Here is a 25,715-nt window from a genome sequence, read left to right as displayed (position 1 = left end):
CTCCTGTTAATCAACCAAGCGAGAAGCCTAACTAGCTGCATAGGATAGCAATATCATCACTTTGCTCATAAGTATAATCCAGCTAGAAAAGTGGCTGAAAAAATTTATCTCAGCCACTTTAAACTTAATCTTAAAAAATAAGCTTTAGCAAAAAAGTTATTTAGATTGTTGTAGCGAGTTGCGATAAAGTCAGGCAATACATTAACTTGCCCGCTTATCTGGTCTAGAATCTTTGAGATTCAAATATTAGCAAACAATTTGCGCAAATCATCCATCTGTTTTTGAAATTGTTGCAGCATTTTTTCCATATCAGTCATCTGATCATTTCCGAGACTGTTGTAACTGTTGGTATTCAGATTGTCGTCATAATAACGGAATTTTGACCAGAGATTTGCATTTCCAAAACTGTCATTGCTTTCCGTTTGTGACGGAACGTTCGAGCTAAAATCTACAGTATAATTTTCTGCGATCGCACTAGCGTCAAAGCTAGAATTAGAAAATTGTGTACTATTTCCTGCTATCTCTGCAATAAACTGGCTTACCAAAGAGCCAGCGCTAAAGCCAGTATCTGGATTTGGTGCGCTATTGCCTGCGGTCTGTGTAATAATTTGACGCACTTGCGCATCAGTCAGATTACGATTAGCACTCAGCATCAAAGCCACTACCCCGGCAACATGGGGAGCAGCCATAGATGTACCGCTATAATTAGCATACTGATCGCCTGGCACTGATGAGTAGATATTAACTCCTGGCGCTGTGACGTAGGCGAGTTGACTGATTCCTGGTTGATTAGAAAAGTCTGCAATGTTATTGTTTTGATCCACAGCCCCAACTGCCAATCCCCACTGATCTGCATAGCTAGCAGGGTAAGAAAGTATCGGTAATCCATTATTACCCGCTGCCATAACAACAACTACCCCTTTCTTGCTGGCATATTCAATAGCTGATGCTAGAGAACTGTTAGGAAAATCGCTACCTAGGCTCAGATTAATCACATTAGCTCCTTGATTCACGGCATAGTAAATGCCTTGAGTAATAGAACTAACAGACCCCGAACCAGAATCGTTGAGAACTTTGACGGGCATAATTTTGGAATTATAGGCAATACCTGTAACACCAAGGCCATTGTTTTCGCCAGCAATAGTGCCAGAAACATGGGTGCCATGACCATTTCTATCTATGGGGTCATTAGTGTTGTCTACAAAATTCCAACCGTGAACATCATCTATGTAGCCGTCGCCATCATCATCGACACCATTACCAGCAATTTCTTTGGTATTAGTCCAGACATTATCCCTTAAATCTACATGGTTGTAGTCAACTCCAGTATCAATGACAGCGACAACAACATCCTGACCAGTATATCCCCTTGCCCAGACTTCTGGCGCTTTCACAAAGTCAGCACCCCAACTATTTCCACCTACATCGGGAACATCAGCAAAGGTATTTTGACCAATAGCTTTAGCAACTGCGGCTGCTGCATTTACCTTACCATAACCAGTACTAGAGTCATAACTCAGTGCGCTAAATGTATCTCTACTATTTTTTGTTTTAAAAGCATTGTTAGTGGGATCAAAGCTACTACGAACACTGGTCTTTAACCTGTAGTCATCTTTAGTGTTTAAAGTATCTACTGAGGAGACAGGAGTGACATTTAGCCCGTTATCAGCAAACGATTTTTTATTAGTGTAATCAAGGGGCATAAGTAATTTCTCCTCAAAGATAGCAATCTTTTTATTGATAGCCAGAATTTTTAAAACCTCTGTCACAAAAAGGTTTTGATTACTCAATAGCTATCATTGCCAATAATTACTATGAAATTAAGCAGCAAAAAGATATTTTAATTACAAATAAGCTAAATAAAATTGTGTTTCTAGAAAAAATTAGTCATCCAGTTGAACCTTACAATTGTTTTGTTGTTATAGTCATACGGTTTTATTTGAAAAAATAACTTACTCTTTCGGCTTAAGTATAGGGGAGCGACGTCATAGCGCTTTCCACGCCCATGCTAGTCCGAAAGATAGGCGTATAGACATGAAGTGCCTTATACCATTTCACAAAAAATATGATGTAGATGTAGGTTGGGTTGAGGAACGAAACCCAACATTCCAAAGTCTTTTAATTGTTGAGTTTCACTGAGTTCAAACGCCACTTCACTCAAGTCGGGAAACCCGCTCACGTGAGTGGCTATCCAACCTACGCATCTGTCTCATTTTTTGCTGGAATTGGTATTACCATATACCATAGCTTATTGGGTGCGTAGGCGTAGTCCGTTGAAGACATCGCTCTTGCACGAAGCAAAGCAAAAAACTTTGTATTATGAGGCTAAAATAAGCTAAATTTATATCCCCGACTTCTTGAAGAAGTCGGGGATATGGATAGCAACGTTTAAGTTAAAGTTGAAATATTCTCATTGCGCACAAAAATAGTGCTAATCAACATGGATTTTCCAGTAGCGTTTCTCGTTGTAGTGTTATTTACTATTGTGTTTGCTATAAATATTGCTTATTTATTTTGGAGGAATCAACAAGAAAATAAAAGAAGTAATACATTTAAAGCTATGACTACTCAAATAAAAGCAACTTTTTTAGAAGATACTAATAGTATTAAACTAAAATTATATAATTTTAAATTATTAAATGCTGGAATGAATAGTTTAGTTAAAAACGTATTATTTTTAAATTTTGTTGATGTAAAATTATACATTTTTGATTATAAATACTCAGCACTTGTTGGCAAAGGTAAAGATGATTATTGGCAAACAGTTGCTTTATTTTTAGATCCTAATATAAGACTTCCTAATTTTTTACTCAAACCAAGGGGTATTATGGCTCAACTTGGTAATTTTTTAGGTTCTCAGGATATAAAGTTTAAAGCTTATCCCAGATTTTCTGAACAATATTTGTTGCGAGGAAGTAATGAGGATACCATTCGCTTAGTATTTAACGACAAGATACTTACCTTCTGTGAAGCAAAAATAGGGTTCTACCCACCCATAAAAACGACACCATCTTTAGAAATAGCAGATACAGGCTTTATTTATTACCGCGAAAATATACGTCTTCAACCTGAACAAATAAAATCATTTATGCAAGAGGTAATTGAGGTTTTTGATTTGTTTAAAGCTAGAGCATAGTTAACATCTATAAGTAAATCCAGAAATTAAATCGGATTACTATATAGGAACAGTGAGAGGAATTCCATTATCTGTAGGTTTCAATTTAAGTATATAAGGAACGGCTTTCAATACCCACTCAGAAACGGGTGTATAATTAGCAGCTTCTTCCCCGAAACTAATTTCTAACATATCAGTATGAATGATTCCGGGATTGAGAGGAATAGCAGCCATCCCATTAGGTAATTCTTGGGCTAAAGAACGAGTTAGTCCTTCTATTGCCCATTTAGAAGCACAGTATGGCGCAACTTGAGGGGAAGTAGAGCGTCCCCAACCAGAGCTTAAGTTAACAATAATGCCCCGGTTTTTTTCGATCATTGCTGGGACGAAATGACGAATTATATTCACTACCCCTTTAATATTGATATCAATTAGGTGGGAAAACTCGTTGGCGGGAACCTCCCACAAAGGCGCTGGATAATTAATCATTGCAGCGTTGTTAATCAGAATATCTGGTGGTTCATATTGGTGAAATAAATATTTTGCCCAATTTTTTACTTGCTGCTCACTTGTTACATCTACAGCCGCGAAATTATTAGGTGAAGCAAACTTTTGGCTTAGTTCCTCAATGACTGCTTGTGAACGAGCGCAACCGAGGACAGTATGCCCTTCACGAATAAAACCCTCGGTCATAGCGTAACCTAGACCTCGACTTATACCTGTGATTAAAATGAGCTTGGCCATGCTTTTTTGCTATTATTTAATCCTAAACTACCTAAGTTTTTTGGAAATTTGCTTTCCTGCAACCGGACTCCAAAGTACAAGCAATACAAGTCCAGAAAATAAAACCCACAACTGAATATTCTTTGCAAATGTTTGTTCTGTAGAGGAGGAATAATTAACCTGAGTCCAGGGTACTAAAGTTTTACCCCAAACTAAAAAATCATCAATTACCAGCAATAACCCTAAAGCATAGGATTTTTCCTCACCCCATACTAGGGGTAATCCTAAAATTTCTGTGATTAATAACGTACTTTCAAACAACTGACTATCTTTATAGGCACGTGCTGGAGCAATACTAACAATTGTACTGGTTGGGCCAATGCCAAAGATAATTGGCCCAGAATCAACATCTGCATCACCATCAGTGCTAATGGGATATTCTCTCACAATGAAAAAGCCCAAAACTGAAGGAACAAATTGTTTGCCAAACTGAGCATACTGTTGTTTTGCAAACTCTGAATCTAATTCTACAAGAAAAGGTAGAAGGTAAACTTGGCTAGTACCGCGTGCGCCAATATCAATTTGTCCAGTTGTAGCGTCAATTTTGTGAGGAATTAATCCAGTTTGCGGATCTAGATGCTGACGAGTATAGCTAATCCAACGCTGAATTACTGACTGATAATTACTACCAAACAATTCATTGTGCAAAGCTAAAGATGCTAAAGCTACGGTTTGATCGCAAGGCCAAGCTTGTCCGGGATAAGCATCAATGGTAGCAGTTGGACTTGTTGCAAAGGCTTGGGCTAACTCTTGAGATTGGGTATGAAATCGAGTAATATCTTGGGGCGATCGCTCTTTTGCTAACTGAATTTTTAATAGTCCACCCAATAGTCGATTACTCCAACCTAAATAAAATACGCCATGAGAAACTTGGGTATCTGCTGTAAAAGGTGCGCGTCCTTCGGGTGTATCAATTTGAGATAAAACCCAACGTACTTCTTGAATTGCTTGCTGGCGAAGTGGTTCGGATTTTGTAGACAGCGCAACATTTACCCAACTGTAACCATAGACTATATGACTAAAAAACCATCCTTCTGGAAAAAATGCCTGCATAGTTTTTCCTTCGCCTGCATTTAACCGTCGTTTGATGTTTTTTAATTGCATCAATGTATCAGGATTTAATTTTTCATGTGCATAATCTTTGGCTGATACTGTTAGCAAACAAAAATTTACTCGCAAGAGGAGCGCACTAATAGCTATAGTGAAAATAATATAAGTCCAATAGCCAAATTTCTGCAATTTATTCATATTACAGCATATTTAATGAACTACTTGTCTATAAGCCAATGCTTTGGTAAGGAAATGAAACTCTCTAACACTAAATTTTTTACCCCTTCCCAAAAATTTTAGGCTACTTCAACATTAATTTTTCAAAATTTTGTTTACTATCCTCTACTTGTCTATTGGAACGTTTTGTCATTATTTATATAGCATTTTTTCTTAGCTGTTGAAAAACTTAGCTGTGCTTTCTAAAATATGAATGCTAAAGTCTTGAACGAGATTTTTATTCGTAAAGACATAATATCTTTACTTTTGGTGAAAGCTCAAGCTTTCCTTCAATAACTCAAAACAAGTTTGAGCTATTACAAGTTTCATTAAACTATAGAAAATAAGCTCCTGTCTACTTGATTTAATCTTTCTTTTCCTAAATAGGAATAGGTGAATCAGAAAAGCATGGTTATAAATATATCAAAAAATAATGTGTCATTATTTTGGTGGAAGGACTTTCTGTAAGGTATGAAAAATAGTGAAGCAAAGCAATTTTGAATTGGTATTATGCCTTAATTGGCAACGTAATTACAAACTCTGTCTTCTGTTGGGGAATGGCATCTACTTCAATTGTGCCTCCATGAGCTTCCACCACAATTTGATGTGCGATCGCCAATCCTAATCCGGTTCCTTTGCCGACAGCTTTAGTGGTAAATAAATGGTCAAATACTCTCTGCTTAACTTCCTGAGACATTCCCGCTCCATTATCCGCAATCCGAATCTCAACGTGCTGACCTGATTGGGCTACACGGGTTTGGATGGTAATGCAATTAGGTTTAGCAGCGATCGCTTCCATACTCTTCCCTAGATTAGATTCTTCTAGGGCATCAATGGCATTTGCTAACAAGTTCATAAATACTTGGTTGAGTTGTCCAGCAAAGCAGTCTACTAAAGGTAGTACACCATAATTCTTAATCACCTCAATCGCTGGACGGAATTCGTTGGCTTTCAAACGATGTCTGAGAATGAGTATTGTGCTGTCAATACCGTCGTGAATGTTGAAAGGTACTTTGTAATCAGTATCAGTTCTGGAGAATGTTCGCAAACTGATACTGATACTACGAATGCGATTGGCACCCAAACTCATCGAGTCGAGTAACTGGGGTAAATCTTCGCGCAGGTACTCTAAATCAATCGCCTCAATTTCATCTTCGATATCTGAGCCGGGATCGGGAAACTTTTCTTGGTAAAGGTTGATTAGCCCCAACAAATCTTGGACATAATTTTTGGCTGGTTCAATATTTCCAGAAATAAAGCCGACGGGATTGTTGATTTCATGAGCAACGCCAGCCACTAAATTTCCCAAGGCTGACATTTTTTCACTCTGTACTAGTTGCAGTTGCATCTGCTGCACCTGTTGCAGAGATCGCTCTAATTGTTGACTGTAGTGCAGCGATTTTTGATACAGACGGGCATTTTCTAGAGAAATAGCTGCTTGAGTACAGAGAAGATTGAGGATATCGACGCGATCGTCAGTAAATGCACCAATCGAGTGATTGTTTTCTAAATACAAAATACCTAGTAAGTTGCCTTGATGCAAAATAGGGCTGCACAAAATACTCCTGGGTTGATGCTGCTGAATGTATGGGTCATTGATAAATCTAGGATGTACAGTTGCATCAAAAATTACCAGTGGTTGCAAACTACGTTTCACCGTGTTGATGGGGCTAAGAGGAACTTCCAGGCTTTCTTCCATCGGTTGTGGATTGAGTAGCGTTGCAGAATTATCTATATTAGCGATCGCCTGCACCAGTAAACGACCGTTCTCAGATAACAGCAACGCACATTTATCAGCTCCGGCATTTTCCAAGGCGACGTGCAACAAACTAGAGACGAGTTTTTCTAATTCAATTTCACTCGAAAGAGTTTGAGAGGCTTTGAGAATCACGGCTAAATCTAAAGCAACAGAAGCAGTGCTATTACCTAAAGAAGAGGAATTGTGAGAACTTACTCGATTAGATACAACGATTGTTTCGTTAGTTGAGAAAGCGAAAGATCCTTGTTCGAGGATAGGAGCTAAAAGTTGGGGATAGCGAGTTTCTAAATCGATAACCTTGGCTTTACTTCCCCAACGGGTATAGCAGTAATAAGCCTCAATCATGTAGTTTTGAGCGATGTGCTGTTTGCCCCAGTGAAGATAAAATTTGGCGGCGAGTTCGTTAGCGATCGCTTCTTGCTGAATGTAGCCCTGCTGTTTGGCATTTTCTATAGCTTGGTCATACATTTCGATAGCGGCGGCTTTGTTACCCAGCACCCGGTTTCTTTCTGCTTCTACCAAACACCACAGATGTTGATAGTTCATTGGGGCATGAGTTGCCCACTGTTGCATCTGTGTCTGGTTGTCTGCTATCTGTTGAAGATATTGCTGCTGTTCGCTAGCTGATACATCTGGGTAATGCGCTAGGAGCGAGAGAGACGTATACAGATTACATATTACAAGATGAATTGTTCCTATAGCACCAATTTTGTATTGTTCTGAGAGCCGAAGATTTTCCACAGCATCAGCATAGGCTGCAAATAGATAGGCAAGAATAGCCTTTTCTAAATAAAAAACAAATAAGGTAAGCGCCAACTGATATTGAGTCAATATTGGTAAGATTTCTGCTTCATTGCAACTATCACCAACCAAACGCAATTTATCATTTGCGCGATCGCTTAAATTTAATAGGAATTGTCTGCCTAGCTTGCTATGAAGTTGCTGAGATTCCTGCTTTAAATTTTGCATAATCTCAATATACTGAGTCTGCTGATGAATTCTTGTTTCTAGCTCTGGTTCAGTATGAAAGGCAAAATCACAATATGTCATAGCACTGTAGCAGGCAAATTCTAAATCTCCACTTTCCAACCCAATATGAAATGCTTCCTGCAAAGGTGCCAAACTTTCTCGCCAGTGTTCTTTCCAACAACGAATGCAGCCATTAAAGATCATGTATATTTTGCACTTGAGCTTTCTGCCATCAAAGCGATCCAAGAGCTTTACAGCTAGCTGACCAAACTTGTATCCAGATTCAATATCTCCGATCGCACCGCAAACGAACAATCCATAGATTACATAGGCGTAGGCTGCGAGGCCAGAATTGCCATACTTAATACACAGATTGACCATCGTAAAGACAATCAGCGGATACATCTGGGGGTTAGCAAAGAACACTGCTGGTCCGACGGTCATCAGAATTCGCAGTGCGGCTAGTTTATGCAGGTCGGTCATTTCTGGCAGGTCGAGCAATGCTTCAATCTTTAAGGTAGAAATCACCTCTTGCTCTAAATTGACACCTAACATCTGCAAAACTTCTAACGCTATATCTAGCGCTGACTGCATTTGAGACTGAGAAATTAAAGATTGAATTTTGATTTCGTAAACTCTGGCTTTTTGTAATGTATCTTTGACATTTTCTAGAAGCGTCTCTATTTGCCGATCTGCTTGCTGATAGTTCGTATTCAGGTATTCTGCTTCTGCTGCTGCTAAATACAAACTCAGTGTTAAATCATACTGAGTTTGCCAACTATCCGCTTCTAAAAACATTATGCCTGTATTAAAATATCTCAGTGCAACTTCGTAGGCTGTTGTAGATTTTGCCTGACGACCCGCTATTAGATTGAGATTCGCTAATTGCTCTCGTTCGCTAGGATTATCAATCAGTTCAGCACTCAGGTTGAGATGGTTAATAATATTAAAAATCTTCTCGTGCTGGTCTACTGCTGATGTATTGCTTAACAACCGTCGCCCAATTTTGAGGTGAGTAGCTTGCTTCTGGTCTTGGGGAATCAATGAATAAGCCGCTTGCTGGACGCGATCGTGCAAAAATTTATAGCTGGTGGTGATTTTTTTTGGTCGATCGTTTACTAATGACTCGCGATCGCTCAAGAATATTTCTTGTTGAAAAAACTTATAAACATCATTCTGCGGTAGAATCAACCCGTCTTTCAGAGCTATCCACAAATGGTTGGCAGTTTGGATTGGGGATTTTTCATAAACGATCGCTAGTGTTTCCAAGTCAAAAGAATTACCAATGCAGGCCGCTAACTGCAACACTTGTTGAGTGGCTTGAGGCAACTTCTGGAGTTGAATTGCCATGAAGTTTACTACATCATCAGTCAGGGCAAGCGATCGCACCTGTGCAATGTCACATTCCCAGTAACCACCATGAAAATTAAATGCAATCAGTCCATCCTCATATAATGCTTTGAGAAACTGAGTTGTGAAGAAGGGATTTCCTTGAGTTTTGCTAAATATCAACTCTGTCAATGGCAAGGCTAACTCTAGCGAACAACTGAATGTATCGGCAAGCAACTGATTCACTGACGACAAATCTAGGGTCGCAAGGGTAATGGTATTGACTGTAGCCTGTGACTTCTCAATTTCTTGGAGCGTCAGCATCAGTGGATGAATTGCAGAGACTTCATTATCCCGGTAAGCGCCAATCAGTAAGAGATATCGGCTATCTATTTCGCTCATTAACAGTTGCATAAACTTGAGAGAAGCAGAGTCCGCCCACTGCAAGTCATCAATGAAGATTACCAAAGGATGATCGCTGGTCGTGAACACCTGAATAAATTTCTGAAACAGGATGTGAAAGCGGTTTTGAGCAGCATTCCCAGAGAGTTCAGGAACAGCAGATTGTTTACCAACTATGCCCTCCAGTTCTGGGATGACCTCAATGATGACTTGAGCGCTTTCTCCCAAAGCACAGAGAATCTTGCTCTTCCATTGATCTAATTGGGTATCAGTTTCACTAAGCAGTTGCCCCATCAAGTCACGAAATGCTTGTAAAAAAGCAGACAGAGGAATATTGCGCTGAAACTGGTCAAATTTACCTTTAATAAAGTAGCCTCGTTGCCGCACAATCGGTTTATGGACTTCGCTGACTACAGCAGTTTTGCCGATACCCGAGAAACCTGCCACTAGCATGAGTTCGCTGCGTCCTTGAGAAACTCGCTCAAAAGCCGCTAGTAAACTTGCGACCTCGCTATAACGACCATAGAGTTTTTCTGAGATGATGAAGCGATCGCACACATCTCGTTGTCCAATCTCAAACCTCTCAATCTGCCCAGTTGCTTGCAGTTGGTTCAGACATATTTCTAAATCATGTTTCAATCCCAAGGCACTCTGATAGCGGTCTTCGGCATTTTTTGCCATCAGTTTGCTGATGATATGAGACAGCACGGGAGGAATATGAGGATTCAAGCTGTCAGCACTAGGAGGTTGTTTGGCAATATGGCAATGAACTACTTCCATCGGATCGTGAGATTGGAAGGGTAACTGTCCGGTGAGTAGTTCAAAGAAAGTCACGCCTAAAGAGTAGAAATCACTGCGGTAATCAATTCCTCGGTTCATCCGTCCAGTTTGTTCTGGTGACACATAGGCGAGTGTGCCTTCCAAAACGTTAGGGCTATAAATTTCTTGAGTTTCTCTAGGCAGTAAAGAAGCAAGGCTAAAATCAATCAACTTCACCTGCTGGGTGTCTGGGTTAATTAAAATGTTGGCAGGCTTGATGTCTTTGTGGATGATACGCTGGCGGTAGAGTTCATCAACAATTGTTGCTAGGGCGATCGCAATCTCCAAAAACGCTCTCAGGCGATCTGAGTTGCTCGTGATTTCTTGGTGTATCCACTCTCGCAAACAGATACCGCCAAAGTCCTCCATCACCAGCGCATAGCTATTATGGTAAGGTTCCAGGCTGTAAAGACGAACAATACCAGCTAGCTCAAGATTTTTGGCAATGGTGTACTGATTACGGAATTGCAGCAATTCATTGAATGTGGGATACTCCTGCTTGAGCAGTTTAATGACTACTGGTAGTTGATCCACCTCGTGGATTGCACGGTAAACTAGCGTCCTAGAGCCTGCATACAAGCGATCGCTAATTCGATAACCCAGAATCTTGGTAAGTGGCTCAACTGATGTAGTCATTTTTAGTAACCTTTTTGACAACAAAACTGATTCATTTACAGTATTTTTCCCAAAAGTTAGCGGTTTCTAACTTACTTAATAGAAATGCTCCAATCTCTCAAAGCATTATTATTACGTGAGTCGATCCTCTATTTTTGAGATAAATCAGCCAAAGTTAACTAGTTTTTAAATTTTGAGTTTTGAGTTATTTTTTACATTCTGATAACTAGCGATCGCTGTTGGCTACTGTTGTCTTAAACTATTCAAGTAAAGGCAGACCAATGTTTAAATCCTTGGTTGGGGCTGATGTGCAAAAAATTCAATTCGATAGTTGCTCACCTCAAGACCTAGCTGCGCTTCTACAGCCGTAATAATTTCTTGAGGAAGCATTACCATCACATCGATAACTTGTCCATTATCCAAACAATGCACATGAGAGTGGCAAAGGGTGGGATGGCTATAAAGACTACCTTCTGCCTTTTCAATCCGCTCAATTGCCCCAGCGTTTACCAAAATAACTAAATTTTGATATATCGATGTATAACCTATTTTCTTGTCTTGTTGACGCAAGCGATGGTAGATCGCGCTTGCGGTTAGATGCTCATCGGTATCCCACAGCAGTTTCAGGATGAACTGGCGCTGCTTAGTTAAGCGCATTCCCCGTTCACGGCAATACTCTAGAACATCTTCGTAAGATTTGAGTTGAGGAGCCATAGTATAAAGCTCCTAAAGTAATTTTCCAGGAATAGATATATGTTACACAAAATCAGCCCAGAATGCGTACTTAGTATGACTACACAATGTAAAGTAATTAATTATTAAAACATACTCATATCGACTATGAATAATTGTGAAAACTGATGATACTTTCCACTTAATTCTTACAAAATTGAAGTAAGCAACATTGTGGAGAGCGATCGTCATCCTCATGTTGTACAAATACAGCACATATGAATGACCAAGGAGAATTCTATGCTTTGCAGAGTTTGTGCGGACATCAGAACTTGCCACTAGCGGGAGGTAAGGTCTGGCAAGGAGTAATAGATTGCCCTTGGCATCATTTTCAATATGACATCCGCACGGGGGAGAATCTTTACCCGAAACGTATTTACCTACTGAATACTCTCCCCAAACTAGGTGAGCAAATATCTCCTCTGTGTATCTATCCTGTACGAATAGTTGATGAACAAGTGCAAGTAGAAGTGCCGCAAGCCTGTGAGTCAGGCTAGGAAATAGCCGATGCTATATGCAAGGTGATTTCAGTTCTCAGGTGGAGTATACAAGCCCAGAGATAACATTGAGAGGCAAATTATATGAACGCCGAAGATCTCCTGAGGCGTTATGCAGTAGGAGAAAGAGATTTTCATACCGCAGATCTACATGGAGCACACCTGCAAGAAGTAGATCTAAGTGGGGTAGTTTTGAAGAAGGCAATCTTGTCTGAAGTAGACCTAAGTGGGGCGAACCTAGTTGGGGCAGACTTGAATGGGGTAGTTCTCAAGCAAGCTAACCTGAATGGAACACGTCTAAATGGATCGCATTTAGTTGGCGCAGATCTAGATGAGGCTAACTTAAGCAATGCAGATCTAAACGGAGTTGTTTTGTGGAGAGCAGGTTTAAAGAAAGCAATCTTGTATCAGGTTAACCTGAGTAGAGCAAACTTGGATGAAGCGAATCTTCACGGGGCAAACTTGAGTAGGGCAAACTTAAAGGGTGCAAAGCTAAGTAAAGCAAACCTGAGTGAGACAAATCTAACCGAAGCAAACTTTTGTCGCGCAACTTTGATTGAGACAAAACTGATTTTGGCAGATCTGCGCGGAGCAATTCTGGAGTTTGCAGAACTGACTAAGGCCAACCTCACAGAAGCAGACTTAAGCCGAACAAACCTGGAGGGTGCCAACTTGAGAGAAGCAAACCTCTGTAAGGTAAACCTGAGCGGAGCGAATCTAACAGGAGCAAATTTGTACAGAGCAAATTTAATTGCAGCGAAATTAATTTTGGCTGGTCTACGTGGAGCAAACTTAGAACAGGCAGAGCTGACTAAGGCAAACTTAACTGAAGCAGATTTAAGTTGGGCACACTTGAATAATACAAACTTGAGTGGAGCATACCTGCGTCGGGCAATTCTTACAGACGTTGATTTAGATTCAGCAATCCTGCGTGGTGCAGATTTAGTTGAGGCTAAACTGGGTCAAGTAAAGATGAATAACGTAGATCTGAGTTGGGTTACAATGTCTGATGGCAAAATCCACTTGTAGGCGATCGCTTTCCTCATTAACTACCTAAAATCTTGCTTGCCATACAAGAATTTGAAAAAACTTAAAAATCTACAATTCAGCGTGCCCACTGCTGCAAAATATAAGCGTAAAAAGCTTCTTTATCTACCTTATCCATTGCCAAAATTTTCCGACCTCCAGGGACTACCTTAGTACGCCCCTGGCTAGGCCCATTAGTAATAATTTCTGTTTCCCACTCTCGCAGTTGATAAAATTCTGGGTGTCCAAGATAAGCCGTCGCTAACACATCCCAAAAATAATAATCTTGGGGGATAACTAATGCATAACATTGCCCTGCCAAATCAGAAATCGGATAATTGCGCTGTTGTCCCATTTTTTGCACTAACTCTGATGTCACAGGTACATTATTAGTTAAATCCAAAGGACACATAATAATTTCAATTTGGCTTTCCCACACCCGCGCTGCTGAAATTGGGTCCCAATAAACATTCCATTCCGCAGAACCGTCTTGTCCTGGTTCCCAATTCTTTTCTACATTACCAGGGACATTTAACGCACCCCCCATCCAGACAATCTTTTGAATTTTCGCTTCAATGTCTGGTGCTTTATCTAAAGCCACCGCCACTGTCGTCAAAGGCCCAGTTACCATCAGAGTTACTGGTGCAGCCGCTTGACGCAAAACTCTGACCATAAAATCTTGGCCTGATTCACTAAGCAACTGCGTATTAATAGTTTCGCTTTGATTGAGAATTGGTAGATGATCAACGACAAAGGAATCACGACGATAGAGATAGGGGAAAGGATTGATACCGCGCACTGTGCTTTCTGCTACCGGGATATGAGAAAATCCCATCAAATCTAAGATTTTACGTGTAGCGCTAACAGCTGGTTGCACATAGCAATCAGCTGGAGTGACAACAACACCAAGTAGTTCCACACGATCCATCGTCAACAACAGCATAGTTGCTAGATAATCATCTACACCACCATCGTGATCCATTAATACGAGTTGTTTTGACATACAAGGAGAATTGAATAATGGATGAATTTATGCAAGCTGCAATTCAAGAAGCAAAACAAGGCAGACAAGAAGGTGGAATTCCCATTGGTTCGGTTCTTGTCAAGGATGGCAAAATTCTCGGCAGAGGACACAACAGGCGTGTACAAGATGGCGATCCTGTTACTCACGCCGAAATTGATTGTCTCCGCAATGCGGGGAGAGTTGGCAACTACAGAGGTACAACACTCTATTCAACATTAATGCCATGCTATTTGTGCGCTGGCGCAGTTGTGCAATTTGGTATTAAAAAAGTTATCGCGGGAGAATCCAGAACTTTTCCTGGTGCTAAAGAATTTATGATATCTCACGGCGTAGAAGTAATCGATCTCAGCCTTGATGAATGCGAACAAATGATGAGTGAGTTTATTGAAACTAATCCCGAACTGTGGAATGAGGATATTGGGAAGTAGGCATGGGGCATTGAGCATAGGGCATTAATTATTTGTATCCCTCATCTCCTTTGCCTGGAAATATTAGCGTGCTATGTTAATGCATCCGGATGCAATGTGATTGTATCAGGTAACAATGTTAATGCATAGCGATGTAATGCGATTGTATCGGGTGACATTTTCTCCCTTGTACCCCTCATCCCCTCTCTGCGTCCTCTGCGGTTCAAGAAACACCCTTCTCCTTCAAAAACGCATCAAGCGTTAACCTATCAGGCAAAGAAGTTTGGGCCCCTGGTTTTGTTGCAGCCAAAGCACCCGCAGCTGCACCCCAAACAACCGCCTGATGTAAAGAAACTCCTTCATAAAGTGCTGCTGCTAAACCGCCATTAAAGGCATCACCAGCAGCAACCGTATCAACCACCTGAATTGGAAACGCTGGTACAAAAAAACTTTCCTCAGCAGTCGCACAGAAAACGCCCTTAGCACCGAGTTTGACGATCGCACATTTCACACCCCTTTGCAATAAAACCGCTGCGGCTTTTTTTGCCGACTCTTCTGTATTTACCGGAAACTCTACTAATTGCCCTGCTTCCACCTCATTTGGTGTAATGATATCTACTAATGAATAAAGTTCATCTGGCACATGAGATTGTGCGGGTGCAGGGTCGAGAATAACTTTCACTCCTGCTTGGCGTGCCACTTTGGCAGCAGCTACCACAGCAGAAATTGGAATTTCCAATTGTAATAGTAGTGCGGAGCTTCCTGGTAATAAATGGGACAATCGCGCTACATCTTCTTGATTGACACGCCCATTAGCACCAGGAATGACAATAATTTGATTTTCACCTTTGTCATCTACAGCGATAATCGCAACTCCAGAACTGACAGTCTCATCTACAAGAATATTGTTAGTCCGGACACCAGTGTTTTGCAAATTGTTAATCAATTCTGTGCCAAAACTATCTGCGCCTACACGCCCCACCATTTGAGTTGGAATTCCCAACTGTGCCATTGCTACTGCTTGATTTGCGCCTTTCCCGCCTGGTACTTCAAAAAACTCATGCCCTAATAGTGTTTCTTTAGCGATTGGCAATCGGGGTACTGTCGCTACTAAATCTATATTGATGCTGCCAAAAACAATAATACTCATGATGCTGATTTTAAAAGTACTTAGCCTCATGCTACAAGAGGCGATGCCTACTACTATTAACGACACTGCGCGGATGACGAACGCACTTACTCAAATAACCAAGTATTTCTCTACTTTTGTGGTGAGCAACAATATAAAAATCCTTTAATGCTAGACATGAAAGAACTGTCGCGACAATCTTGTAGGAAATTACACGCTTCTGAGTGCTATGCCAAATATAACTCCTGACAAATAGCAACTAATGGCAGTGCATCCTAAAATAATAGACAGGATTTAGTGTGGCATCTATCTGCCGTTTTGATACCAATGACTGAGCAACGTGATGCTGATTCACTGTCAGCGGATTCTCAGCAGTTAAGTGAATCTATTGGCGATCGCTTGGAGTCGGAAACTCTGCCCACGGCGAAACCTGCTGATGATTCTTGGCAAAACCGGATTGCTGATGTTTGGCAAAAGGCAACACCTCGCCTAGTGCAATTATTACCCGTAGACCAAGTAGCACAGACGATTGTTAAATGGTTTAGTGTCAGTGAAACTCAGATTGCGGAGATTTTGGAGACAGTTCGAGCAGAATTGCCAACTACAGAAGCCCTGTTGATTGGTAAACCCCAAGCGGGTAAAAGTTCGATTGTGCGCGGATTGACAGGAGTTTCTCCTGAGATTGTTGGTCAAGGATTTCGCCCCCATACGCAACATACCGAGCGCTATGCCTATCCTTCTGATGACCTGCCTTTGCTGATTTTTACAGATACGGTGGGATTGGGAGATGTCAAGCAGGATACTCAGACAATTATTCAGGAGTTGGTTGGAGATCTAGAACAATCAACTCGCAGTGCCAGAGTTTTGATTTTGACTGTTAAAATTAACGATTTTGCCACTGACACATTGCGTCAAATTGCCCAGGATTTGCGTCAGCAGTATCCAGATATTCCCTGCTTGCTTGTAGTTACTTGTTTGCATGAGGTTTATCCTCCAGGTACAGTCGATCATCCGGTTTACCCGCCAGATTATGAACAAGTGAATCGAGCCTTTGATGCAATCGAAGCAGATTTTGCTAAAGTGTGCGATCGCTCTGTTCTCATCGACTTCACTTTAGAAGAAGATGGCTACACTCCGGTATTTTATGGTTTAGAAGCATTTCGAGATAACTTAGCCGAACTACTTCCAGAAGCCGAAGCCAAAGCAATTTATCAGTTATTGGAACGAGAGGAAACTGGTAAGCAACTTGGCAACCTCTACAGAGATACGGGACGCCGCTACATTTTGCCCTTTGCGATCGCGGCAGCTACCGTTGCCGCTGTACCATTGCCTTTTGCGACAATGCCAGTGCTGACTGCTTTGCAAGTATCTATGGTAACTGCGCTGGGCAATTTGTATGGGCAGACTTTGACACCATCTCAAGCAGGTGGAGTTGTAAGTGCGATCGCAGGTGGTTTTCTAGCTCAAGCGATCGCAAGAGAGTTAATCAAATTTGTCCCTGGTTTTGGCAGCGTGATTGCTGCATCTTGGGCAGCGGCTTACACTTGGTCGCTTGGTGAAACAGCTTGTGTATACTTTGGTGATTTGATGGGTGGTAAGAAACCCGACCCGAAAAAGATTCAGTCTGTGATGCAAGAAGCTTTTAAAGCAGCGCAAGAACGGTTTAAGGGCATTCAGCCTAAAGGGTAGTCTTTAGGGCTTTTAAAAAACTAACTCTAATTGAGTATTTTAATGTTGTAAATTATCAAATTCTCAGGATATTCCTCAAAATTACACTAATTTTTGATTGCATATTTACAGGATAATTTATCTGACGCAGAGTAGCAAAGAAGATAAGGATTTTAGTTTTTAATATACAGCAGAATTCAGGATTCAGAATTTAGAAGTAAAACAGTCTTGATGCCACATTTTGAGATTAGACCTCTTGCATAAGTCGATTTTTTGAATATCGAACCACAGATAAACGCAGATGAACACCGATATTTATCTGTGTTCATCTGTGGTTTTTTTATTCTTATTCGGATTTTTGCAAGAAGTCTATTGAGTATCTGTACTTTACCAACTTGAAATACGCTGTATACATGTTAAGCTGATGCGCGTCTAAATTGCATATTTAGTTGTTTAGGTCGTCAAGAGTCAAGAGGAGCCAGCGCTGTGGGCGGGTTTCTCGACTTGAGTGAAGTGGCTTCCCAACCTACGCATCTGTCTCATTTTTTGCTGGAATTGGTATTACTAAAAATCAACTCTATCGCAAGGCTTCGCCCACCACTTTTCCAATGCTATGCGGTTGCTTGTTGTTGAAGCTGATAAATCACCAATCCTTTGAACCAACACTATTCTATCAGTTACACATTCTCAAAACCTGAGATTGAGAACTACGCCACCATAACGTTGTTCTGATTTTCATAGTTTTGCAAAAACTAAGATACTGGCAGGGAATACTAAGTACAGGAAGTAAAATTTTACCATGAGGTCAGTAGAAATGGCGGCAAGCTCCACTCCTATCATTCCCGGATATCAAATAAGCTCTCAACTTTATACAGGCTACAAAACCAAAGTCTATCGGGCTATCCGAGAGCAAGAATCACTTGCAGTCGTCATTAAACTTCTAACATCTGAATATCCCAGTTTCAATGAACTATTAAAATTTCGTAATCAATATACAATTAGCAAAAATCTCAACATTCCTGGTATCGTTCGTCCTTTATCACTAGAAGCCTACGGTAATAGTTATATTTTAGTGATGGAAGACAGAGGGGAAATTTCACTAAAAGAATACATTAAAGATACTACCCTATCGCTTGAAGAATTTTTGGAGATTGCGATTCAATTAACCCAGATTCTTCATGATTTACACCAAAACTTTGTGATTCACAAAGATATTAAACCAGCAAATATTTTGATTAATCCTCAAACAAAACAAGTTAGGCTTATAGATTTTAGTATTGCTTCGCTTTTGCCTAAAGAAACGCCAGAAATTAAAAATCCAAATATTTTAGAAGGAACGCTGGCTTATATTTCTCCGGAACAAACAGGCAGAATGAACCGAGGAATAGACTACCGCAGCGATTATTATTCTTTAGGTGTGACATTGTATGAATTATTCACAGGAGAATTACCATTTAATTGTGATGACCCGATAGAGTTGGTACATTGCCATCTGGCGAAAATGCCGCCTCAGCTAGAAAGTATAAGGAAAAAAATACCAAAAGTCTTATGCGATATTGTTATGAAGTTAATGGCGAAGAACGCCGAAGATAGATATCAAAGTGCTTTGGGATTAAAGCGTGATTTAGAATTTTGTTTAGCTCAACTCCGAGATATAGGAGAAATTAGAGATTTTGAGATTGGTCGGTGGGATGTTTGCGATCGCTTCCTCATTCCGGAAAAATTATATGGTAGAGAAGCAGAAGTAGCTAGTTTATTACAAGCATTTGAGCGTGTGACTTACGGTACATCAGAAATCATGCTAGTAGCAGGATTTTCTGGAATTGGGAAAACTGCTGTGGTGAATGAAGTCCACAAACCAATTACTCGTCAGCAGGGCTATTTCATCAAAGGTAAGTTTGATCAATTTAATCGTAATACTCCCTTGTCCGCCTTTGTGCAAGCTTTACGCGGTTTAATGGCGCAATTGTTGTCAGAATCAGACGCACAATTGGTACAGCGGCGCAATCAAATTCTGCAAGTAGTTGGAGACAATGGGCAAGTTTTGATTGAAGTAATTCCAGAATTAAAGCAAGTAATTGGTAAACAACCCCCTGCACCAGAACTATCGGGAACGGCGGTACAAAATCGGTTTAATTTACTGTTTCAAAAGTTTATTGCTGTGTTCACCACAAGGGAACATCCACTGGTAATGTTTCTGGATGATTTACAGTGGGCGGATTTGGCTTCTCTACAGTTAATTAAACTGCTGATGGAAGAGCAAAAATATTTGCTGTTGCTGGGTGCTTATCGAGATAATGAAGTGTCAGCTGCACATCCATTTATGTTAAAGATGGAGGAAATCAAGAAAGCTGGTAAGACTGTCAAGACTATTACTCTTAATCCTCTTTCCTTGAGCGATACCAATCAGTTAGTGGCTGATAGTTTACATTGTCCGACAGAGCAAACGCGTCCCCTAACAGAATTAATCAATCGCAAAACTAAAGGCAATCCTTTTTTTATCACGCAATTTCTCAAGGCTTTATACGAAGATAAACAAATTAAATTTAATCGCCAGCAGGGTTATTGGGAATGTGATTTTGCTCAAGTCAATGCGCTAGCTGTGACTGATGATGTAGTGGAATTTATGGCGACTCAGTTACAGAAATTGCAAAAACAAACGCAAAATATTCTGAAGTTAGCTGCTTGTATTGGTAACTCTTTTGATTTAACTACTTTGGCAATTGTTTCACAACAGTCGCCACAGGAAGTAGCAGATGCTTTGTGGCAGGTTTTGCAAGAAGGATTGATTTTACCGCAAAGTCAAGTTTATAAGTTTTATCTCAGCCACGAGCAAGAAGTTAATAATAATATTGAAAATGTTACTTATCGCTTTCTGCATGATCGCGTCCAACAAGCGGCTTACTCTTTAATTCCCGATGACCAAAAACAAGTTACTCATCTGGCTATCGGTCAATTATTGCACGCGAACACACCTGTAAATCAACTAGATACATATATTTTTGAAATTGTCAATCACCTGAATATCGGCATTGATTTAATAACTCAGCCTGACAAAAAACTGGAGTTAGCTCAACTGAATTTGCTGGCGGGGCGCAAAGCCAAAGCCGCGATCGCCTATAATGCTGCTGTCAAATATTGCACTCAAAGCATTGACTTACTGCCCGCCGATGCTTGGACAAAACATTATAAATTCACCCTAAATCTGCATAACGAGCGTTTAGAAACTGTCTGCCTGAATACAGACTTTGACAAGCTGGCAGCATGGGGTGAGATTGTGTTGCAATCTGCCACTTCTTTGCTAGATACTATCAAAGTCTATGAAGTCCGAATGATGGCATTCCGGTCTCAAGGTAAATTTGCCGAAGTAGTTGAGACTGGGTTGCAAGTTTTGAAATTACTCGGTGTGGAATTTCCAATACAGGCAAATATAGCAGATATTAGCGCAGCAGCCGAACAGACAAGGCAACTATGGATAGGTCGTAAACCCCTACGTTTGCTGGATTTGCCTGCGATGAGCGAGCCGCATCATCTGGCAGCTATGCAAATCTTGACAAAACTAGTGCCTTCTGCACATATTGCAGCTCCTCTACTTCTACCACTACTTATCTTCAAGCAAGTGGAGATGTCTATTCAGTATGGAAATTCACCTATTGCCATTTTTTCATATGCAGACTACGGATTGATTCTCTGTGGTGTCATGGAGGATATTGATGCTGGGTATGAGTTTGGACAACTTTCATTAAAATTACTAGAACAACACCAGATTAACGCTTTTAAAAGCAGGGCTTACTTTATTGTCAACAGCTTTATTCGGCACTGGAAAGAACCATTAAATCACAGTATTCCATATTTGCTAGAAGCTTATCATAGCGGCTTAGAAACTGGAGATTGGGAATGCGTGGCGTTGAACTTAGTGGCATATAGTCAGTATAGCTATTGGAGTGGTCGAGAATTAAATGATTTGGCTGAGGAAATGGAGACTTATCAGCAAGTCATCAGCCAGGTCAAACAACAAGCAACGTTAAAATATTTAGAGTGTTACCAGCAAGCGATTCTGAACTTATTAGGACAAGCTGAAGTTCATTATTGTTTACAGGGCAAAGTATTCAATGCCGTCGAAATCTTGCCTAGCTTACAAGCTACTAGCAATCGCACGGGGTTATTCTATCTTCATCTCAATCAAGCTGTTCTCTGTTATTTGTTCGGAGAATATAAAGCAGCCTCACAACAAGCAGCCTTAGCAGAGCAGTATAGTGATGCTGTGATTGCCTATTTCATCGTAGTTGTCCGGGTTTTTTATGATGCTTTAATTCATCTAGCACGTTACACCGATGCTAACGCTGAAGAAAAATCAGCCATTTTAGAGCGAATCAATGCTCATCAAGAAAAACTACAAACTTGGGCTACTCATGCTCCGTTCAATCATCAACATCGCTCTTCACTTGTGGCAGCAGAACGCTATCGAGTGCTTGGTCAATTTGCTGAGGCAATGGAACATTACGATTTAGCGATCGCCCAAGCCAAAACTCACGGTTATGTGCAAGATGAAGCACTCAGCAATGAACTGGCAGCTAAATTTTACCTGAATTGGGGCAGACAGAAAGTCGCCGCAAGTTATATGCAGGAGGCATACTACTGTTACACCCGTTGGGGCGCACAAGCCAAAGCTGAGGATTTAGAAAACCGCTATCCTGATTTACTACACGGTATTCTCCAACAGAGAGTACAACCACTGCATATGCTGGAAACACTATCGAGCAGCCTTAGTTCCGTTATCTCGGTTCATAATCCCACAGGTTTGCGCCGTTCTTCTAGCACCAACATCAGTACCCTCGATTTTGCTGCTATCTTCAAAGCCTCTCAAGCCATTTCTGGCACGATTCAACTGGATGAACTGCTGCACAAATTAACACAGATTATTCTGCAACATTCTGGAGGCGATCGCTGTGCCTTAATCCTACCTAATACTCAAGGAGAATGGTTGGTAAGAGCTATTGCTACAACTGAAACTACAGAACTTTGTGCCGAACCTTTAGAGGACAACCCGAATTTACCACTCAAGTTGATCCAGTACGTCAAAAACACACAAGAAGTTGTGATGATTGACGAACTCAAAACCAATTTACCTGTAATTGATGAATATTTAATTCAACGACAACCAAAAAGTTTGTTGTGCTTGCCAATTCTCAATCAAGGACACTTAATTGGGATTTTGTATTTGAAGAATCGCTCAACTAGTAGTGTATTTACCAGCGATCGCATCCTCATTCTCAACTTTCTTTGTACCCAAGCAGCCATTTCTCTAGATAATGCCCGTCTTTATCAAGATTCACAAATTTATGCACAACAGTTAGAACAATCTCTGGAAAAATTACAGCATAGTGAAGCCCGTTTTCAGAAACTAGCAGATAATGTTCCGGGAATGATTTATCAAATCCGAATTAAAGCCGATGGTTCAGCTTCAGTTCCCTACGTTAGCTCTGGATGTCAAACACTTTACGAAGTAGCCGCAGAAGATTTCATGTCAGGGAAATGTAGTATGCGTGATTTTGAACATCCCGACGATGGAGCAGAGGCTTTTCGCCTAACTATGGAGTCAGCGAAAAATCTCACCCCATTTCGCCATGAATGGCGCATTGTAGCACCTAATGGAAATATCAAATGGATCAAAGCGGCTTCTCAGCCAGAACTGGACGAGGATGGTGAAATGGTGTGGGATGGTATTTTAATTGATATTAGCGATCGCAAACTTGCTGAAGCTGCCATTGAGCAAAAATCTCAAGAACTGGAAAATGCTCTTCAAGAACTGCAACAAGCCCAACTGCAAATTATCCAACAGGAAAAAATGTCTGCACTTGGTAACTTAGTTGCTGGGGTAGCTCATGAAATGAATAATCCTTTAGGTTTTATTTCGGCTAGTCTCCAACAAGCTAAACCTATTTTGATTGATATCACCGACCACCTAAAACTATATCAAAAAGCTCTACCAAATCCTGAAGCAGAAATTCTCGATCATGCTGAAGAAATTGACTTAGACTATAGCTTAGAAGACCTACCAAAAATGATCGATGCAATGGATATGGCTGCTGAACGATTAAAAAGTATCAGCACCAGCTTAAGAACTTTCTCCCGTGCCGATAAAGATTATAAAGTGACATTTAACATCAATGAAGGCATTGATAGTACAATTTTAATTCTCAAACATCGCCTGAAAGCAAATGAGCAACGTCCAGAAATTGCAGTCGTAACTGAGTATAATAATTTCCAGCCAATTGAATGCTTCCCTGGGCAATTAAATCAGGTGTTTATGAATATTCTAAGCAATGCCATTGATGCTTTAGAAGAATCAAATATTGGCAAGAGATTTACAGAAATTCAAGCCAAGCCTAACTACATCAAAATTACAACTTCATTATCAAATCAAATTCTGAGAATTGTAATTGCTGATAATGGTAAAGGTATGAATGAAGAAGTTAAACAAAAAATATTTGACCATTTATTTACTACTAAGGCTGTGGGGAAGGGAACTGGATTGGGACTGGCGATCGCTCGACAAATCGTGGAAGAAACCCACGGCGGCAAGTTGAGTTGTCACTCTGTTTTGAACGAAGGAACAGAATTTATTATTGAGATTCCAGTATGAATTTATCGGGACTTAAGTAGGTCGGCGTGAATATTTATCGTTGGGATGAGGCAGAAGGCAGAAGGTGAGCCAGCGCGGTCTTGGGGGTTTCCCCCATGAGCGACTGGCGAACCCGAAGGGCAGGAGGGAAGAGGGTTTAAGCCTATTTGATTTTTCAAAACATAGTTTTGTTTTTCCACACCTTTCTACTTAAACAAAACAGAAAAGTTAAAAAGAGTAAAATGATTAAACAGCACAGCTTTTACATTGAAAGAAGCTGATGAAATAAACCACTCACTCCCGCAGCAATACCTCCATGCTTTGAAAGATGGTGTCAACGGTTTGATAATGTGTTGAGTCATCAGGCTCAAAAAAGAGAGTTTAGGCACTATATAGGGATATTACTATACAAAAAAAGTTTGATTTAGAGCTATTTCACTTAGTCTGAAAAATATTCTGTACCATTTTTTTATCTACACTATCAGCCGCTCGATCGAGTGCTGCTATCTCGCCAGAATCTAACTGCCAATTCAAAGCGCCAATGTTTTCTTGTGCCTGTTTCACGGTCTTTGCGCCAGGGATAGGAATAGTTCCTTTACTGATGCACCAGTTAATTGCTACCTGTGACATAGTTTTATTTCTAGATTGTGCTACCTCTCGCAAACAGGCTAAAAGCGGGTCGATACCTGGCAATAACTGCCTAAACAATAAACCGCGGATACCTTTAGGAAAAGGCCCTGTCTTGGAATATTTTCCTGTCAATAGCCCCAATCCCAAAGGACTATAGGCAATAAGTTTAATCCCCAGGCGATCGCAAACATCTTTAAGTCCTAGTTGGATCACAGGATATGTAGATAGCAGAGAGTATTGAACTTGCAAAGTCGCGATCGCCACACCGCGATCGCTAAACTTCTTATGCACGCGTTGGAGGCGTTTAGGGCCGTAATTAGATAATCCCACAGCCTTGACTAATCCTTGCTCATAAAGGTCAGCCAGTCCATCCAAAAGCCTCTCTTCTTGCCAAGGAGCATAATTTGCTGTAGACCAATGCATTTGCACTAAGTCTACATTTCTTCCCAAGCGTTGGGCAGAAGCTTTGCCAGCTTGTACCATTGATTGACTTGTCCATCTCCAGGGGTAAGCAGCCAGCTTAGTAGCTATGCAAATTTTTTCTGTGTTAATACCTTGATATTCTCTAGAAAATTTTCCCAGAAGTATCTCACTGCGTCCCTTCAATCTGCCAGTGCCGTAAGAATCACCCGTGTCAAATAAAGTTACACCGTTGCTAACACAAAGGTTAAACACGGCTTGCAACTCGTTATCCATGCTTTGATCGTATCCCCAGAGCAACTGGTTTCCCCATGCCCAAGTTCCACAGCCCATAGTTGGGAGCGATAGTTCCTGGCTAATCTGCATATTTACTCGCTGTAGATTTCCTAATTCCCTGAAAACAAGGTTTCTCAAAGTTCATTATCAGGCAATTGGGCACTATCCTTAGCTGTTGGGATGAGAAGCGAACAACGATCGAGGTGTAGCTGTTTGAAAATGAT

The 25,715-nt window shown here is 40.7% G+C and carries 15 protein-coding genes; 6 read left to right on the top strand and 9 right to left on the bottom strand.

Annotation, left to right across the window (positions count from 1 at the left end; all coding sequences use genetic code 11):
- Nucleotides 1-239 precede the first annotated feature (239 nt).
- Together BV375_RS10715 and BV375_RS38690 are read right to left on the bottom strand one after the other, a co-directional pair.
- The gene (locus BV375_RS10715; RefSeq protein ID WP_086760330.1) at nt 240-1,703 is read right to left on the bottom strand and encodes a S8 family peptidase; all 1,464 of its coding nucleotides are present in this window, start codon (nt 1,701-1,703) and stop codon (nt 240-242) included.
- A 341-nt stretch (nt 1,704-2,044) separates the two neighbouring features.
- Nucleotides 2,045-2,179 (bottom strand): hypothetical protein, encoded by a 135-nt coding sequence (locus tag BV375_RS38690; protein ID WP_279432921.1) that lies wholly within the window; start codon nt 2,177-2,179, stop codon nt 2,045-2,047.
- Between the two features lie 261 nt (nt 2,180-2,440).
- Between BV375_RS38690 and BV375_RS10710 the strand changes: the two genes are divergently transcribed.
- Nucleotides 2,441-3,136 carry a hypothetical protein gene (locus BV375_RS10710; protein ID WP_086760196.1) on the top strand — a complete coding sequence of 232 codons (696 nt, stop codon included), beginning with the start codon at nt 2,441-2,443 and terminating at the stop codon, nt 3,134-3,136.
- A gap of 39 nt (nt 3,137-3,175) precedes the next feature.
- Here the strand turns inward: BV375_RS10710 and BV375_RS10705 are convergent, their stop codons facing one another.
- From BV375_RS10705 to BV375_RS10690, 4 genes are all read right to left on the bottom strand, one after another.
- Complete coding sequence (locus BV375_RS10705; protein ID WP_086760194.1) at nt 3,176-3,859, bottom strand: SDR family oxidoreductase; 684 nt, start codon at nt 3,857-3,859, stop codon at nt 3,176-3,178.
- Nucleotides 3,860-3,886: 27 nt separating this feature from the next.
- On the bottom strand, nt 3,887-5,059 hold the full coding sequence (locus tag BV375_RS10700; RefSeq protein WP_166507426.1) for a hypothetical protein: 1,173 nt from the start codon (nt 5,057-5,059) through the stop codon (nt 3,887-3,889).
- Between the two features lie 613 nt (nt 5,060-5,672).
- Nucleotides 5,673-11,078, bottom strand: coding sequence for an ATP-binding sensor histidine kinase (locus BV375_RS10695; RefSeq protein WP_086760190.1), 5,406 nt, complete (start codon nt 11,076-11,078; stop codon nt 5,673-5,675).
- Nucleotides 11,079-11,342: 264 nt separating this feature from the next.
- Nucleotides 11,343-11,771: a Fur family transcriptional regulator gene (locus BV375_RS10690; protein ID WP_086760188.1), complete on the bottom strand. Its 429-nt coding sequence runs from the start codon at nt 11,769-11,771 to the stop codon at nt 11,343-11,345.
- Nucleotides 11,772-12,007: 236 nt separating this feature from the next.
- Here BV375_RS10690 and BV375_RS10685 point away from each other — a divergent pair, with 236 nt between their 5' ends.
- The gene (locus tag BV375_RS10685; RefSeq protein WP_086760186.1) at nt 12,008-12,286 is read left to right on the top strand and encodes a Rieske 2Fe-2S domain-containing protein; all 279 of its coding nucleotides are present in this window, start codon (nt 12,008-12,010) and stop codon (nt 12,284-12,286) included.
- An 84-nt stretch (nt 12,287-12,370) separates the two neighbouring features.
- Nucleotides 12,371-13,315, top strand: coding sequence for a pentapeptide repeat-containing protein (locus BV375_RS10680; protein WP_086760184.1), 945 nt, complete (start codon nt 12,371-12,373; stop codon nt 13,313-13,315).
- 76 nt (nt 13,316-13,391) lie between these two features.
- On the opposite strand, the gene BV375_RS10675 is transcribed toward BV375_RS10680, so the two are convergent.
- Nucleotides 13,392-14,315: a nucleoside hydrolase gene (locus tag BV375_RS10675; protein WP_086760182.1), complete on the bottom strand. Its 924-nt coding sequence runs from the start codon at nt 14,313-14,315 to the stop codon at nt 13,392-13,394.
- A gap of 17 nt (nt 14,316-14,332) precedes the next feature.
- Between BV375_RS10675 and BV375_RS10670 the strand changes: the two genes are divergently transcribed.
- The gene (locus tag BV375_RS10670; RefSeq protein WP_086760180.1) at nt 14,333-14,764 is read left to right on the top strand and encodes a nucleoside deaminase; all 432 of its coding nucleotides are present in this window, start codon (nt 14,333-14,335) and stop codon (nt 14,762-14,764) included.
- A gap of 202 nt (nt 14,765-14,966) precedes the next feature.
- Here the strand turns inward: BV375_RS10670 and rbsK are convergent, their stop codons facing one another.
- Nucleotides 14,967-15,893, bottom strand: a complete 927-nt coding sequence (gene rbsK / locus BV375_RS10665) for a ribokinase (protein ID WP_086760178.1) — start codon at nt 15,891-15,893, stop codon at nt 14,967-14,969.
- A gap of 306 nt (nt 15,894-16,199) precedes the next feature.
- Here rbsK and BV375_RS10660 point away from each other — a divergent pair, with 306 nt between their 5' ends.
- On the top strand, nt 16,200-17,561 hold the full coding sequence (locus BV375_RS10660) for a 50S ribosome-binding GTPase (protein WP_086760176.1): 1,362 nt from the start codon (nt 16,200-16,202) through the stop codon (nt 17,559-17,561).
- A 793-nt stretch (nt 17,562-18,354) separates the two neighbouring features.
- Complete coding sequence (locus BV375_RS10655) at nt 18,355-24,186, top strand: ATP-binding sensor histidine kinase (protein WP_086760174.1); 5,832 nt, start codon at nt 18,355-18,357, stop codon at nt 24,184-24,186.
- 414 nt (nt 24,187-24,600) lie between these two features.
- Here BV375_RS10655 and BV375_RS10650 read toward each other — a convergent pair whose 3' ends face one another.
- The gene (locus BV375_RS10650) at nt 24,601-25,581 is read right to left on the bottom strand and encodes an aldo/keto reductase (RefSeq protein ID WP_086760173.1); all 981 of its coding nucleotides are present in this window, start codon (nt 25,579-25,581) and stop codon (nt 24,601-24,603) included.
- Nucleotides 25,582-25,715: the final 134 nt, after the last annotated feature.

The sequence above is a fragment of the Nostoc sp. 106C genome (assembly GCF_002154725.1).
Classification (GTDB): Bacteria; Cyanobacteriota; Cyanobacteriia; order Cyanobacteriales; family Nostocaceae; genus Aulosira.
Note: the sequence above shows the minus strand (reverse complement) of the source record. Positions and strands in the feature narration are given on the sequence as shown.

Bases quoted from the DNA above. Each gene is read 5' to 3' on its own strand.
- rbsK (WP_086760178.1), bottom strand. From the start codon at position 15,893: ATGAGTATTATTGTTTTTGGCAGCATCAATATAGATTTAGTAGCGACA.
- BV375_RS10655 (WP_086760174.1), top strand. From the start codon at position 18,355: ATGGCGGCAAGCTCCACTCCTATCATTCCCGGATATCAAATAAGCTCT.
- BV375_RS10715 (WP_086760330.1), bottom strand. From the start codon at position 1,703: ATGCCCCTTGATTACACTAATAAAAAATCGTTTGCTGATAACGGGCTA.
- BV375_RS10705 (WP_086760194.1), bottom strand. From the start codon at position 3,859: ATGGCCAAGCTCATTTTAATCACAGGTATAAGTCGAGGTCTAGGTTAC.
- BV375_RS10660 (WP_086760176.1), top strand. From the start codon at position 16,200: ATGACTGAGCAACGTGATGCTGATTCACTGTCAGCGGATTCTCAGCAG.
- BV375_RS10670 (WP_086760180.1), top strand. From the start codon at position 14,333: ATGGATGAATTTATGCAAGCTGCAATTCAAGAAGCAAAACAAGGCAGA.
- BV375_RS10695 (WP_086760190.1), bottom strand. From the start codon at position 11,078: ATGACTACATCAGTTGAGCCACTTACCAAGATTCTGGGTTATCGAATT.
- BV375_RS10650 (WP_086760173.1), bottom strand. From the start codon at position 25,581: ATGCAGATTAGCCAGGAACTATCGCTCCCAACTATGGGCTGTGGAACT.
- BV375_RS10690 (WP_086760188.1), bottom strand. From the start codon at position 11,771: ATGGCTCCTCAACTCAAATCTTACGAAGATGTTCTAGAGTATTGCCGT.
- BV375_RS10680 (WP_086760184.1), top strand. From the start codon at position 12,371: ATGAACGCCGAAGATCTCCTGAGGCGTTATGCAGTAGGAGAAAGAGAT.
- BV375_RS10710 (WP_086760196.1), top strand. From the start codon at position 2,441: ATGGATTTTCCAGTAGCGTTTCTCGTTGTAGTGTTATTTACTATTGTG.
- BV375_RS10675 (WP_086760182.1), bottom strand. From the start codon at position 14,315: ATGTCAAAACAACTCGTATTAATGGATCACGATGGTGGTGTAGATGAT.
- BV375_RS10685 (WP_086760186.1), top strand. From the start codon at position 12,008: ATGAATGACCAAGGAGAATTCTATGCTTTGCAGAGTTTGTGCGGACAT.